This window comes from Sulfuriferula plumbiphila, assembly GCF_009938015.1.
GTDB lineage: Bacteria > Pseudomonadota > Gammaproteobacteria > Burkholderiales > Sulfuriferulaceae > Sulfuriferula > Sulfuriferula plumbiphila.
Map to the genome: position 1 here is coordinate 192,728 of NZ_AP021884.1, position 12,916 is coordinate 205,643.

The 12,916-nt window shown below is 56.9% G+C and carries 20 protein-coding genes; 6 read left to right on the forward strand and 14 right to left on the reverse strand.

Annotated features, from left to right (window positions below; all coding sequences use genetic code 11):
- Positions 1 to 411: 411 nt before the first annotated feature.
- From GZH91_RS00965 to purM, 8 genes are all read right to left on the reverse strand, one after another.
- Complete coding sequence (locus GZH91_RS00965) at positions 412 to 657, reverse strand: type II toxin-antitoxin system Phd/YefM family antitoxin (RefSeq protein WP_147069846.1); 246 nt, start codon at positions 655 to 657, stop codon at positions 412 to 414.
- A gap of 65 nt (positions 658 to 722) precedes the next feature.
- A complete protein-coding gene (locus GZH91_RS00970; RefSeq protein WP_147069849.1) occupies positions 723 to 974 on the reverse strand; it encodes a BrnA antitoxin family protein in 252 nt (83 codons plus the stop codon).
- Complete coding sequence (locus GZH91_RS00975) at positions 964 to 1,230, reverse strand: BrnT family toxin (RefSeq protein WP_147069851.1); 267 nt, start codon at positions 1,228 to 1,230, stop codon at positions 964 to 966. The genes GZH91_RS00970 and GZH91_RS00975 overlap by 11 nt, the downstream gene beginning before the upstream one ends.
- A gap of 233 nt (positions 1,231 to 1,463) precedes the next feature.
- Positions 1,464 to 1,748, reverse strand: a complete 285-nt coding sequence (locus tag GZH91_RS00980) for a hypothetical protein (RefSeq protein WP_147069853.1) — start codon at positions 1,746 to 1,748, stop codon at positions 1,464 to 1,466.
- A gap of 101 nt (positions 1,749 to 1,849) precedes the next feature.
- Positions 1,850 to 2,353: a hypothetical protein gene (locus GZH91_RS00985; RefSeq protein ID WP_147069855.1), complete on the reverse strand. Its 504-nt coding sequence runs from the start codon at positions 2,351 to 2,353 to the stop codon at positions 1,850 to 1,852.
- A 233-nt stretch (positions 2,354 to 2,586) separates the two neighbouring features.
- Positions 2,587 to 2,841, reverse strand: a complete 255-nt coding sequence (locus tag GZH91_RS00990; RefSeq protein WP_147069856.1) for a hypothetical protein — start codon at positions 2,839 to 2,841, stop codon at positions 2,587 to 2,589.
- 504 nt (positions 2,842 to 3,345) lie between these two features.
- Positions 3,346 to 3,660: an SHOCT domain-containing protein gene (locus tag GZH91_RS00995; protein WP_198415354.1), complete on the reverse strand. Its 315-nt coding sequence runs from the start codon at positions 3,658 to 3,660 to the stop codon at positions 3,346 to 3,348.
- Between the two features lie 206 nt (positions 3,661 to 3,866).
- Complete coding sequence (purM, locus tag GZH91_RS01000; RefSeq protein ID WP_147069858.1) at positions 3,867 to 4,919, reverse strand: phosphoribosylformylglycinamidine cyclo-ligase; 1,053 nt, start codon at positions 4,917 to 4,919, stop codon at positions 3,867 to 3,869.
- Between the two features lie 46 nt (positions 4,920 to 4,965).
- Between purM and GZH91_RS01005 the strand changes: the two genes are divergently transcribed.
- Positions 4,966 to 6,024 (forward strand): AI-2E family transporter, encoded by a 1,059-nt coding sequence (locus GZH91_RS01005; RefSeq protein ID WP_147069861.1) that lies wholly within the window; start codon positions 4,966 to 4,968, stop codon positions 6,022 to 6,024.
- A gap of 148 nt (positions 6,025 to 6,172) precedes the next feature.
- Positions 6,173 to 7,054 (forward strand): phosphoribosylaminoimidazolesuccinocarboxamide synthase, encoded by an 882-nt coding sequence (locus GZH91_RS01010; RefSeq protein ID WP_147069863.1) that lies wholly within the window; start codon positions 6,173 to 6,175, stop codon positions 7,052 to 7,054.
- Here GZH91_RS01010 and GZH91_RS01015 read toward each other — a convergent pair.
- Genes GZH91_RS01015 through GZH91_RS01035 form a run of 5 tightly spaced genes read right to left on the reverse strand, consistent with a single transcriptional unit; the run spans position 7,047 to position 10,157 of the window.
- Complete coding sequence (locus GZH91_RS01015; protein WP_147069865.1) at positions 7,047 to 7,778, reverse strand: DUF3530 family protein; 732 nt, start codon at positions 7,776 to 7,778, stop codon at positions 7,047 to 7,049. The genes GZH91_RS01010 and GZH91_RS01015 overlap by 8 nt on opposite strands.
- A gap of 25 nt (positions 7,779 to 7,803) precedes the next feature.
- Positions 7,804 to 8,601 (reverse strand): sulfite exporter TauE/SafE family protein, encoded by a 798-nt coding sequence (locus GZH91_RS01020; RefSeq protein ID WP_147069866.1) that lies wholly within the window; start codon positions 8,599 to 8,601, stop codon positions 7,804 to 7,806.
- Positions 8,602 to 8,609: 8 nt separating this feature from the next.
- The gene (locus GZH91_RS01025) at positions 8,610 to 8,945 is read right to left on the reverse strand and encodes a hypothetical protein (RefSeq protein ID WP_147069867.1); all 336 of its coding nucleotides are present in this window, start codon (positions 8,943 to 8,945) and stop codon (positions 8,610 to 8,612) included.
- Between the two features lie 10 nt (positions 8,946 to 8,955).
- A complete protein-coding gene (locus GZH91_RS01030; protein ID WP_147069869.1) occupies positions 8,956 to 9,681 on the reverse strand; it encodes a glutathione S-transferase N-terminal domain-containing protein in 726 nt (241 codons plus the stop codon).
- A 20-nt stretch (positions 9,682 to 9,701) separates the two neighbouring features.
- A complete protein-coding gene (locus GZH91_RS01035; RefSeq protein ID WP_147069871.1) occupies positions 9,702 to 10,157 on the reverse strand; it encodes an EVE domain-containing protein in 456 nt (151 codons plus the stop codon).
- A 57-nt stretch (positions 10,158 to 10,214) separates the two neighbouring features.
- On the opposite strand from GZH91_RS01035, the gene GZH91_RS01040 reads away from it, so the two are divergent.
- The 3 genes from GZH91_RS01040 to GZH91_RS01050 are packed head-to-tail and all read left to right on the forward strand — an operon-like array spanning position 10,215 to position 11,344.
- Entirely contained in the window at positions 10,215 to 10,514 is a 300-nt protein-coding gene (locus GZH91_RS01040; RefSeq protein ID WP_147069873.1) for a hypothetical protein, read from the forward strand.
- A gap of 43 nt (positions 10,515 to 10,557) precedes the next feature.
- On the forward strand, positions 10,558 to 10,869 hold the full coding sequence (locus GZH91_RS01045) for a hypothetical protein (protein ID WP_147069875.1): 312 nt from the start codon (positions 10,558 to 10,560) through the stop codon (positions 10,867 to 10,869).
- 10 nt (positions 10,870 to 10,879) lie between these two features.
- Positions 10,880 to 11,344: a WbuC family cupin fold metalloprotein gene (locus GZH91_RS01050; RefSeq protein ID WP_147069877.1), complete on the forward strand. Its 465-nt coding sequence runs from the start codon at positions 10,880 to 10,882 to the stop codon at positions 11,342 to 11,344.
- Here the strand turns inward: GZH91_RS01050 and argB are convergent.
- Positions 11,331 to 12,218, reverse strand: a complete 888-nt coding sequence (argB, locus tag GZH91_RS01055) for an acetylglutamate kinase (protein ID WP_147069879.1) — start codon at positions 12,216 to 12,218, stop codon at positions 11,331 to 11,333. The two genes, GZH91_RS01050 and argB, sit on opposite strands and share 14 nt — an antisense overlap.
- A 363-nt stretch (positions 12,219 to 12,581) precedes the next feature.
- On the opposite strand from argB, the gene GZH91_RS01060 reads away from it, so the two are divergent.
- Positions 12,582 to 12,905 carry a low-complexity protein gene (locus GZH91_RS01060; RefSeq protein WP_174861808.1) on the forward strand — a complete coding sequence of 108 codons (324 nt, stop codon included), beginning with the start codon at positions 12,582 to 12,584 and terminating at the stop codon, positions 12,903 to 12,905.
- The last annotated feature ends 11 nt before the right edge of the window (positions 12,906 to 12,916 follow it).

Sequence of the window (12,916 nt, forward strand, 5' to 3'; positions counted from 1 at the left end):
CCGGCTCAGACGAAGGCATCCCGAAGGGACGGCGCAGTGGGGTGGCCTTCTTTTGGGTTACCTTTTCTTGGCCACACAAGAAAAGGTGACTAGCCGCCGGGCTACCCCCGGCAAGCTATGCTTAAGCGATACATGTCGAATAGGCGCGCCATCTTTTTTGGAATATCACAACACAAGACGCACCCCCTTTTAGCTCATTGGCATGAGTTAATGCAAGACCCTGGCATTACGCATTACGCATTACGTGTCTTTCGTGGATAAATCGGCGTTTTTAGGTTAAACGCTACGCACTGGGCCGGGATATTGCGCGACGAGCGGATCTGCAGTCCAGCAAGGTGATGCCTTCGATCAGCACCTGGCCACCCGGTTGCCCGGCAGCTCATAGCAGCAAGTGTGTATCCAGTAACAACTTCAGGCATCGTTACCAAACAGTTGTTCGATTCCCGCGCTGCCCATCCGGTCAAAATCGTCCGGCACCTCAATTTCACCCGCCATGAAACCGATACGTTGCATCTGCCCGGCTGTCGGGGCATTCAATGCGGTGACCTTGACCAGCGGCTTGCCCGCTTTGGCAATGATGAACGACTCACCCTTGACGGCTTCTTCGACCAGCCGCGACAAGTGGGTTTTAGCTTCATGAATATTAACGGTGCGCATGGGGAGTCTCTTGTAAACCAGGTTCTGTTAGTCTGGTTTATGTTTTCACGTATTGCACTGGTGGCCTAAGCCGCCGCGTGTAATTCCTCACGCAACACCTTGCGCAGCGTATCCAGCGTAAGCGGCGCATCACCTGCCTGCATCGATATTTTTAGTGCCTCGTTGATAAGCGTCTGGTAGCCGCGACCTTCGGCTTCGGCGCGCGCGCGAAACGCCGCCAGCACCTCGTCGTCAATATAAATCGTGATGCGCGTCTTGCCCGCAGGATCAATCATCGCACCACGCTTGGCCTTGGAAAAATCGTATTCAGCTTTCATAAGTCCTCCGTTCATGGCTGGTTGCCAGGCGTGCAGAAATCAGATGAATTATATTTCCACGTTGCGTCCATACCACCGTCAACACCCGATTTTGCGCACCTACGCCAACTGTTCCAAACCGCGCCTCGCCCTGTGTCGCATCATCTTCATTCGTCAGCGCCATCGGGTCAAACAGCACCAGCTCGGCATCCGAAAATGAAATCCCGTGCTTCTTCAGGTTGGTGGCGGCTTTTGTCGGGTCGAATTCAACATGCATGAGCTAATTATGCATATATAGTATGCATAATGCAAAAACTTCGTTTGACGACCGGGCGATCGCAAGCGCAGCAACATTGGACCAACCCGCGTAAGGCGGTACGTAGGGTGCCAATAAGCGAAGCGCATTGCACCGGATGTCTTCATTCGGCGCAATAATGATTGCGCCCTACCGGACTTGTTCGTAAAGAATCGCAAGGGCAGTTCCACGGAAATCAATTGATTTGAACCCCTTCATTCTGGGCGATTAAAACCATAGTCGTACTCGTCACGCGGAAGCTGGCTCACGACAAGGGCTTTTTCTGTCGATCCAAGTGCCAAACGGAGATAGTTGGATTTCAACGCGCTCTCAGCATAGTCGAGTTGATGAGCCTCCCACGGGCCGAGCTCCCCATTTTCCTGCGTCAAGGCTGCACGCGCCGCTTGGATAAGATCGAGCACCTGTTGGTGTTTACCTTCGTACCCATCGGAAAGTTGTCCGAACATCGCATCGATATTTCCCGTCAAGTCATCGAACATAGTTGCACTTCCTTATAAGCAAATTATAACGACTAAGCTTACATCTTGATCAGCATGCCGTCCGCATAATCCCGCGCGCGAACAAACGACGCTTTCCCTGTTTAGAGTAGAGCCTGAGTGATAGCTTGTCTTTCCGCCTTGCGGGCCTGAAATAGACCGGCAGCAATGCCTCCAACACAAAGAAATACTGTAATTCCCAAGCGTAGCAACCGCTCAGGCGTGTACAGTCCGTTCGAGATTTCACCGACAATTATGGTGGCAACCACACCGTAGACAACTCCGAGAGCTATGGCTAAAGCTATGCCCGTTGGAAATTTGAATTTCGGAGCTATGTTTGCGCCAGCGGTAATAACGACAAACGGAGTAAAGAAGGCGTTTCCAAAATACTGGAGCACCTCAGGCGGAAGAGCCGCCAAGTAGTAGTAGACGCTGAGAGCACTGCCGCTGCCGCTGTCGTCAGAGCTTGTGCCGAGGTATTGAATAAGCAAGACAATCCAATGAATCGGAAATAGCACAAGAAATGCACAAAGCAAGGCGCCGGGCAGTACCGCAACCCACCTGAAAATATAGACCCGGCGCGACATTTTCTGCTCTACAGATTCCAATTGGGGTCTCCTATTCCGATGCTTGGCGTTCGAGTTCAGAGACGCGTCGCCGATAGACAAAGTGTCCCATGGGATGAAACGTTAGCAGGCTGTTGAAATTCGATTCATACGGTCAAATTGCGGCATTTTCGGTGTGCCAAAATCCCTTCCGACATCGAGGAAGTCGAATGTGGTGCGTTTTGAGAGGCAGTCATTTTTCAGAGCACTCTAACTATGCGAATTTCAACAGCCTGTTAGGCCACGCCGAAAACATGACCGCGCAACTCGGTCTCGAAGTCAGCCAACCACGCAATTCCATGCCCTGCTGAGTATTGGCGCGACACACCTGTGGACTTTCTTCGGACGATAACGGTGCCTGTGACAGCGTAAATACTCACGTTCGCTGGTTTGTATTCAATCTCTTTCAGATCGAAGTCGTCCTTAAAAAAACCAGCGTCAACAACCGTAGCCCAGAAATCTTGCTTTTCACTTTCTTGAAGGAGTGCCATTTTGTTTTTCTTTCGCTTAGCGACACACACGCTGCCACTCGTATTGATTGGTATAGGGATTCAAGACTTGCTGCTGCCAGCAATTTTGTGTCCCAAGTGGAGGCAACTGCGGGGGCTGAATAGGCTCAATCGACGGTGGTACGATGGGGCAGACCATAGGGGAGCAAATTGGAGGAATCTCCATGGTGCTACTGCATAGGGGTACATTTTCTCCATTCGTACATCGGCACACGCAGTTGTGCGCTTGCATCGGAAAAGGCGAACAGAGTTCCGAGAAGAACCAGGAGGATTGATGCTTGGCGTACAGCGCCCATGCTGCTCTCCTTTCGTAACCTAAAAAGCAACAGGGGTCCAGATTCACTTTAAACTCACTTTCAGAAAAGTGCCCCCTGGACCTTCCGCACAGTTTTGGATCAAATCTTGCCTTTTGCTGGTACAGCTGACAAGACACAAGGCAAGACTTGGCGCCATTGACCAGAGACTAGCCTCCGAAGATTCACGTTTTTATTTCTCATTAAGAATTTTTTTCTTTTGTGCATCAAACTCAGCTTCGCTGATGATGCCTTTCTTTCGTAGTTCGTCTAACTTGGTTAACTCCGTGTACACGTCCTTTGCTTTTTCAGGTTGTGCAATATTAACGTTGGATTGCCTAGTTTCATTTTCTTTGGTCGGCTGCCCTACACCATTGTTATATCCAGCCGTCCCTGGAAGACAATCAGCCCAAGCAAAACCAACTGCACAATCTACGGGGTGATGAGCACACCCGCCAAGTGCAAAAATGCCAACAAGAGCAAAAAAAGTAAAAATGATCTTTTTCATAGTTATTCTCTCCCTGAAAACAGAACATAAAGTATGTAGCAGAACATCAGGCTTAGCTTGTATCTACTGCGTGGTATGGCTTCGCAGCGTAGCCCGGTCATTTGCGCTATTGCATCCAAACCGAGCAACTGGAAACCACGGTTTCTACGCCACAAGCCCAGGACCAGCATCAAAACAAAGCTGACAAGCGAACCATGAACAGCTCATCAAAACCAAACCCGTACCATCGTCTGCGCCTCGCCCTCGCCGCGCGCGCGGATCTCCCCGATCCGGTAAACCGTCTCCCCCGCCGCAACCAGATTCTGCATCGCTGCCTCGGCATGTTCAGCGGCCACCACCACCACCATGCCGATACCGCAGTTGAAGGTACGGTGCATCTCGCTGTCTGCCACGCCGCCGTGTTTCTGCATCCAGTGGAATAGCGGCGGCATGTCCCACGACTGGACGTCGATATCCGCCATCAGATGTTCGGGCAGGATGCGCGGCACGTTGCCGGTCAGTCCGCCGCCGGTGATGTGCGCCATGCCTTTCACCGGCATGGCCTGCATCAGGGCCAGCAGCGGTTTGACATAGATGCGGGTGGGGGTCATCAACACGTCGCCCAAAGGACGGCCATGGAAATCGGCGTTCACATCGGCGCCGCTGATTTCGAGGATTTTGCGGATCAGCGAGTAGCCGTTGGAGTGCGCGCCGCTGGAGGCCAGCCCGAGCACCGCGTCGCCGGGACGGATGGTGCGGCCGTCGATGACCGCGTCACGCTCCACCACGCCCACAGCGAAGCCCGCCAGGTCGTATTCGCCGGCCGGGTACATGCCCGGCATTTCCGCGGTCTCGCCGCCGATCAGCGCGCAACCGGCCTGCTCGCAGCCCTGCGCAATGCCCTTGATGACCTGTTCCGCCACGTCCACGTCGAGCTTGCCGCAGGCGAAGTAGTCGAGGAAGAACAGCGGCTCGGCGCCCTGCACCAGGATGTCGTTGACGCTCATGCCGACCAGGTCGATGCCGACGGTGTCGTGCCGGTTCAGCTTGAAGGCGAGTTTGAGCTTGGTGCCGACGCCGTCGGTGCCGGACACCAGCACCGGGTTTTTGTATTTGGCGGGCAGGCCCATCAGCGCGCCGAAACCGCCGATGCCGCCCAGCACTTCCGGGCGCATGGTGCGTTTTGCCCAGGGTTTGATGCGGTCTACCAGGGCATCGCCGGCGTCGATATCCACGCCTGCGTCACGGTAAGAGAGGGAAGGTTTGTTGGGAGAAGTCACGGCAGGCTCGCGTTTTGATTGGGAAATTCATGCTATTTTACCGCAAATGAACGCTACCCGACCGAACCGCGATTTTGCCTGGATACTCGCCGCCGTGCTTGTCACGGGTGTGCTGCTGTACCTGCTCTCCCCCATTCTTACGCCATTTCTGCTGGCGGCGATTCTGGCCTATATCTGCCACCCCCTGGCGGATCGGCTGGAGCAGCTGAAACTGCCGCGCGGGGCGGCGGCAGGCATCGTGATCATCGTGCTGGGGCTGGTGTTTTTCCTGCTGGCACTGATCCTGTTGCCGATGATACAAACCGAAACCAGCCACTTCATTGCCAGTTTGCCGAAATACGTGGACTGGCTGCAAACCCGCGCCGCACCCTGGTTGCAGACCCGCCTGGGCATCACCTTGCCGGATGCCGCCGGGCTCAAGCAGCTACTGTCCGAGCATCTGCAAGGCGCGGGTAGCGCCGCTGGCAGTGCCGCAGGATGGCTGAAAACCGGTACGCTGGGCATAGTCAGCTTTGTCGCCAACCTGGTGCTGGTGCCGGTGGTGTTCTTTTATCTCCTGCGCGACTGGTGTGTAATGGTCAACTGGGCGGATGAACTGGTACCGCGCCGCTGGCACGCCAAAGTACGCAAGCTGGCCACGGAGATTGATGCAGTGTTGTCGGAGTTTTTGCGCGGGCAGCTCTCGGTCATGCTCATCATGGCGGTGTTCTACACCACCGGGTTGTGGATTGCCGGGCTGGATTATGCCCTGCCGATCGGCATTCTGGCCGGACTGCTGGTGTTCGTGCCGTATATGGGTGCGATCTCGGGCATGGCGCTGGCCACCCTGGCCGGACTGGTGCAGTTCTCCAGCCTGTCGGGCATGATTCCGGTATGGGTGGTATTCGGCATCGGCCAGCTGATGGAGGGCTATGTGGTGGTGCCGCGCCTGGTCGGCGAACGCATCGGCCTGCATCCGGTGATGGTGATTTTTGCGCTGCTGGCGTTCGGCGAAGTATTCGGTTTTTTCGGCGTGCTGCTGGCCCTGCCCATCTCCGCCATACTGCTGGTGGGACTGCGTCACATCCGGGCGGCCTATCAGCACAGCAGTCTGTATCAGGATTGAACGGTACAATCCCGGGAATGGCTGCTGCCCCCTCTCTCTGGCTGGGGCTGCGCGTGAATTGTGATTTCCGTGTCCCCGATATCAACACCCGGGTGCGTCCAGCCGGCGTTTCCAGGATAATGTGGCTTTTGCCACGATTGCTACTGCCATGACCACGCCGCTACTCGAATCCGCCATTCCCTCCCTGCAACTGCTGTCGCGTGGCAAGGTGCGCGATGTTTACGCGGTGGACGACCAGCGCCTGCTGATTGTCGCCAGCGATCGCCTGTCCGCCTTCGATGTGGTGCTGTCCACGCCGATCCCGGGCAAGGGCGCGGTGCTGACGGAAATCTCGCATTTCTGGTTCGGCAAGCTGGGGCACGTCATCCCCAACCACCTGACTGGCGACACGCCGGAATCGGTGGTGGCGGAAAACGAGCGCGACCAGGTGGCAGGCCGGGCGATGCTGGTGAGGCGCCTGCAACCGCTGCCGGTGGAAGCCATTGTGCGCGGTTATCTGGCGGGTTCGGGCTGGAAGGAATATCAGCGCCATGGCAGCGTTTGCGGCATCGCGCTGCCCGCTGGCCTGCAACAGGCGGGCAAACTTCCGCAGCCGATTTTCACCCCCTCCACCAAGGCGGCGATGGGCGCGCACGACGAGAACATCGATTTCGCCCGCGCCGAGCAACTGCTGGGTGCCGGCATCGCCGCCCAGGTGCGTGACGCCAGCATTGCCCTGTATACTCAGGCGGCGGCGTATGCGCTCACCCGCGGCATCATCATCGCCGACACCAAGTTCGAGTTTGGCGTGGATACCGCTGGCAAGCTGTATCTGATCGACGAAGTGCTGACCCCGGATTCTTCCCGCTTCTGGCCGGCCGATCAGTACCAGCCCGGCAGCAATCCGCCCAGCTACGACAAGCAGTTCGTACGCGACTGGCTGGAGGCCTCCGGCTGGAACAAGCAGGCGCCTGCCCCAGAATTACCTGTTGAAGTCGCTGCAAAAACCGGAGAGAAATATCGGGAAGCGGTAGCGCGCCTGACTACTTGAACTGCTTGTTCATGAAGGCCGTTACGATATCCAGCAGTTGTGCATGCATATCGGTGAAAAAATGGTCGGCATGCGCCACCTGCATCTGCTCTGATCCCGGCTTGCCCTGCAGCGCAGCTTTGCGTGCCGCCGCATTGTTCAGCACGTCGGGCAGGTCGTTCTGGCCATACAAATCCAGCACCGGCATGTTGACCTTGCGGTAATCCGCGCGGCTCGGCATGCCAATCGCGACCCATGCCTTGACCGCCGGGTCGGGCTTGTCAGAGAGATACACATAGCTCATGCGCGACCCCATGCTGTGCGAAACAAAACCGATTTTACTATAGCCCTTGGCCTTGAGAAAATCCACGGCCAGTTTCAGGCGTTGCGCCGCTTCCGGAAAGGTGGCCGGGTATGCCGCCGCTTTGGCCGCATTATCCAGCACCGGCATCTGCACCGACAGCGTGGTATAGCCACGGTCTGGCAACTGGCTGCGCTCCTCGCCGATGAAACCCCAGTCCGGATGGATACCCATCCCATGCACGATCACCAGGGCCGCTTTGGCATCCTTGGCTGGGGTGTAGAGCGTTAAAAACTTGTGCCCGTTAGACTGTTCCAGATAGACCGGGTCGCCCACCACCACACCGGGAACAACCTCGTCCGCCCACTTTTTCTCGCGCGCATAATCCGCCGCAAAGGCGCTGCTGGTCATCGCCAACAAAACAAACATCCACACTATGCGCATTCTGTTTCTCCTTCCCGGATTGAGCTTAAGTCAGACTCAAGGCCATCTTTATGCCCAGACTATAGAGCAGTATCGCAAAAATTTTCTTCAGCGTCGCAACGGGCAGCCTGTGTGCAGCGCGTGCGCCCAGCGGCGCAGTAAAAATACTCGCCAGCGCCACCAGTACCAGTGCCGGCAGGTAGACATAGCCAAGGCTATGTGCGGGCATGGCCGTGGCGTGCCAACCGGACAGAATGTAGCCCAGCGTGCCGGCCAGCGCGATGGGAAAACCGATCGCTGCGGAAGTGCCGATGGCCTCGTGCATTTTGGCGTTGCACCATAGCAGAAACGGCACCGACAGCGTGCCGCCGCCGATGCCTACCCAGCTCGACACCATGCCGATCACATTGCCCACGACAAACATCGCGGCGCTGCCGGGCAAGCCGCGATGGGCCTGCGGCCTGATGTTGAGTAGCATCTGGGTGGCGGCGTAAAACAGGAACGCGACGAAAAAATACTTGAGAAACGTGGCAGGCAACAAGGTCGCGAGCAGGGCGCCGAGCAGCGTGCCGGTAACTATCCCCGGACTGATGCGACGCAGCGCAATCCAGTTGACCGCCCCGTGCGCATGATGCGCACGCACGCTGGAGAGTGAAGTGAAGGCGATGATCGCCAGCGAGGTGGCCAGCGCAAACAGCAGCACGCGATCAGCGGGGAATCCCTCGGCAGTGAAAATAAACACCAGCACCGGCACCATCAGCAGCCCGCCGCCCACGCCCAGCAAGCCCGCCACAAAGCCCGATACCAGACCCAGCGCGAGGTAGTGCGGAAGATAAGGACTCACGCCGGTGCCTAGATTTGCGCTTTCTGGCGCATGGCTTCTTCGTTGAACGCGCCGTCTATCTTGTGCACGATGTCTTCCACCATGCGGAAACCCTCTACCGGCGCGTCGTCTTTCATGTAGAACAGCCGGATCGGTCCCAGGGTCTTGATGGCCTGGGCGCGTTCAATGGCGTCTGCCGGTGTGGCCAGGCCGCTGTTCTGATACATGTCGGCGATGACTTTCCCCGCGAGCGGGTTTTTGTGCGAACCGTTACGTGCCGCCTCCAGGGTGGCCATCGCATCGCCATCCATGACGTCATATTTGGAATGGCTGCCAACATAAGTCAAAAGTTCAATAAAAGTCATATGTAACTCCTTAATGTTGCATGATAAGTCCGTCGCGCAGACTGGCGCCGCAAGCCTTTTCGACACGCTCGATGTAGTACATCAAATCCAGCGGCATGGTCACGCCGTCCAGCAATTGTAGCGGAAACAGGTCACACGCCAGCAGCACGTCGCAGGCGCTGAGCGCGCCGCCGACATAAAAGCGCTGACGGCCCAAATGACGCGCCAGCTCAGCCAGCCGGGACTGCGCTGCAAACTGGTTGAAGCCATCGTAGCGATCATTGGACAACGCCTCCACACTCATGCCAAAGCGGTGCTCGATTTGTGCTTTATAAGCCGCCTGCATCGCCGGGTCAGCGCCAATATCGGCAAATGCGGGTGCCACTGGCGCATACAGCCTGACCAGCAGATGTTCGACTGATTGCCGCCAATCCAGCAGCGCCTGCCAGGCGGCCGGTTCAACCAGGCCGTCAAAGATCGGCCTGCCCCCAACCCAGCCATCCAGCTGGCGCAATATTGCCAGCGAATCCGTATGCAAGCTGCCGTCCGCCAGACATAACACCAGATCGGCGTGGGCAATGCCCAGTTCAAAAAACCTTGCGTCATCGTCGTGGCTGAGCGCCACCAGCTCATGATCGACACCTTTGCAAGCCAGCGCCAGACGCACCCGCTGCGCGGGCATGGATGACCAGTAATGGAACAGGCGAAGGCGTTCTCCGCATGACCGTGCTGCGCGTTCCGGCTGCGCTGTTGTCATTGTTTAGGGCAGCCTGCGCGCTACAAGTGACTGACGATGAAATCGTATTCCCTGGGATCCACCGGCGTAATCGACAGCCGGTTACCCTTTTGCAGGATGCGCATGCTGGCGAGGGCCGGCGCTGCACGGATTTCCTTGAGCGGCATGAGCCGGGTTTTTTTCACCAGCCTGACGTCCACATTGAACCAGCGCGGTGTTTCCCGCGTCGCCTTGGGGTCAAAATATTTGTTGGCCTGATCGAACTGCGTTTCATCCGGATAAGCCTGCCGGCTGACTTCGGCCAGTCCGGCGATGCCCGGCTCCGCACAGCTGGAATGGTAGAACAGCACCTTGTCCCCCACCCGCATCTGGTCGCGCATGAAATTGCGCGCCTGGTAATTGCGCACACCGTACCAGGCCACCGTCTGCCCGGGCAGCGCGGCAAGGTCATCAATACTCACATCGGACGGCTCGGATTTCATTAACCAGTAACGCATGGCTTCCTCGGCATATAATCAGTTCTTCGGATTTTTCCGATTTTACTGGAAATACAAATGAGCCTGCTCGAAGAAAAACTCATCCGCTGGTATCAGGAACCCGCCGTGCAAGCCCACAACTGGGAACCGCGCCTGTTCTGGAAAGAAATCGACGCGCGCCATCCGTTCGGCACGCTGAAAGTGGAGCCGCGCGAACTGGAGGTGCTGTTTGCCACGCTGATTGGCGAACCCTCCGAGTGCATGGCTGCGCTCAATGCCGAATCGCAGGTGCGCGGCGATTACATGCTGCGTGGCGATTTTCTGGCGGCCAATGCGCGCCGTCACGAGTTGCCGCTGCTGACTCGCGTCTATGCCTGACAGGGTCTATATTGGTATTCCTTCCCCGTTTAAGGAGACTGCCATGACTCACCTGGAAATGAAACTGAAAGACTGGTTCCAGCACCCAGCAATTCAGTACCACGACTGGGATCCGGTGCTGTTCTGGAAACCGCATGACACACATGACCCATTTGGCGAACTGCGCGTCGACCCGCAAGAACTTGAAGTCTATTTCGCGGCGCTGATCGGTGCCGAATCGGAGTGCTATGACGCAGTCAACCAAAATCATCAGGTCGCAAATTTTTCGCCCCTGCCGCGTGCGGAATTTCTCACCATAAGCGCACACCGCCACGACGTGCCGCTCTTCACTCCGGCACCAACAACCCTGCATTAGGAAACCGCATTTGAAACAACTCGACAACGCCATGCTCGACACGCTTGCGCAGCAGGCACAACAGTCGCCGCGCAAGCGCGCCAACCACAATCTGCACGAAGATTTGAGCGACCCGATCCAGCGCCTGGCGATTGCCATGGAGCCGGATACCTGCATCCGCCCGCACCGGCATCTGCAGACCTGGGAGCTCCTCACCGCGCTGCGCGGGCGTTTCGTGGTGCTGCACTTTGACGATAGCGGCACAGTGGTTGCGCGTGCCGTGCTGAGTGAAGATGTGCAGGCGCTGGAACACCCCGCCGGTGTCTGGCATGGGGTGTTATCGCTGGATGCAGGCGGGGTGATTTTTGAAGTGAAGCATGGGCCGTATTTGCCCATTACCGCGGGCGACTATCTCCCCGGGGTCGAGCTGGACGACGCCAGCCTGAATGCCTGGTATGCCAATGCGCAGGTGGGTGACCGGCTCATGCGCGCCTGATCAGCGTGCCCACCCCTTCCTTGGTCAGGATTTCCAGCAGCAGCGCATGCTCGACCCGGCCATCGATGATATGCGCGGAGTGCACGCCGCTGTTGATCGCGTCCACCGCGTAGCCCACCTTGGGAATCATGCCGCCGGAGATGGTGCCATCCTCGATCAATGCGTCTATCTGTTTGGGTGTGAGGCCGGTGAGGAGCTTGCCTGCCTGGTCCAGCACGCCGGCGGTATTGGTCAGGAATACCGCTTTCTCTGCCTTGAGCACACCCGCCAGTTTGCCGGCGGCCACATCGGCGTTGATGTTATAGGCGTTGCCCTGGGAATCGGTACCCAGCGGCGCGACCACCGGAATGAAATCGCCGGAGTCGAGCAGCTGAATAATCTCCGGGTCGATGCTGGTAATTTCTCCCACCTGACCGATGTCCAGCATTTTCCCCAGCTCTTCCTTGCTTTCCACCAGCATTTTCTTGGCATGGATGAAGTTGCCGTCCTTGCCGGTGAGGCCGACCGCCTTGCCGCCGTGCTTGTTGATCAGGGTGACGATGTCCTGGTTGACCAGGCCGCCCAGCACCATTTCCACCACGTCCAGGGTTTCCTCGTCGGTGACGCGCATCCCCTGGATGAATTCGCTCTGCTTGCCGATGCGTTTCAACAAATCACCAATCTGTGGCCCGGCACCATGGACTACGACCGGATTCATGCCCACCAGTTTGAGCAAGACCACGTCCTGGGCGAAGCTCTCCATGAGTTTGGGGTCGGTCATCGCGTTGCCGCCGTATTTGATGACGATGGTCTTGTCGAAGAAGCGCTGAATGTACGGCAGCGCTTCGGAAAGGATATTGGCCTTATCGCCCGGGGTGAATTTGCTGGTCGGCATGATGGCTGGCTTCGGAATGGACTGGCTGAATTCTAACTGCACGGGGGAAAACAAAAAAGCGGCGCATCATTTTCGCATCTGCTACATCCGGCCAAGGCCCTGCGATTCGGGGCGCTTGTTGCGGCGAACTTTTTCATCCAAGTTCGAACTAACCGTACCTGTCGGCTGACCGGTTCAATGCGATGTGCGATTGAATTACGTTGTGTAGTAAAAATTTCAGCGCCGGAAAGAAATTTCTTGTAAGGTATTTCAAGCTCACCCGACTCACAGCCAGGTGAATCGATGCCAGGTTTGAACCCTTCGCGAAACACTTGGACATTCACACCGGATAGCCAGCAAACTGGATTAATTTTGGAGATAACCATGATCAGCAAAAAAGATGTTCTGAACGCTGCCCTGGGCGGCGCTTTTGTTGCCACTTTCAGCACCGCTGCGGTGGTTAACGCCGCGCAAAACCCGTTTGCCATGCAAAGCATGGACAAGGGGTATATGACAGCCGACTCGCAGATGGCCAAAGATGGCAAGGCAATGGAAGGCAGTTGCGGGGCCGCCCACACGAAAGCCAATGAAGGCAATTGTTCCGGCAAGAAAAAGATGACAAAAGGCAAAGAGGGCAGCCATAAAAAAATGGAGGAGAGCAAAAACGACGCCAATAAGAAAGCGGCTGACGCGCCAGCCGCCATGTAATTAAGGCTTCG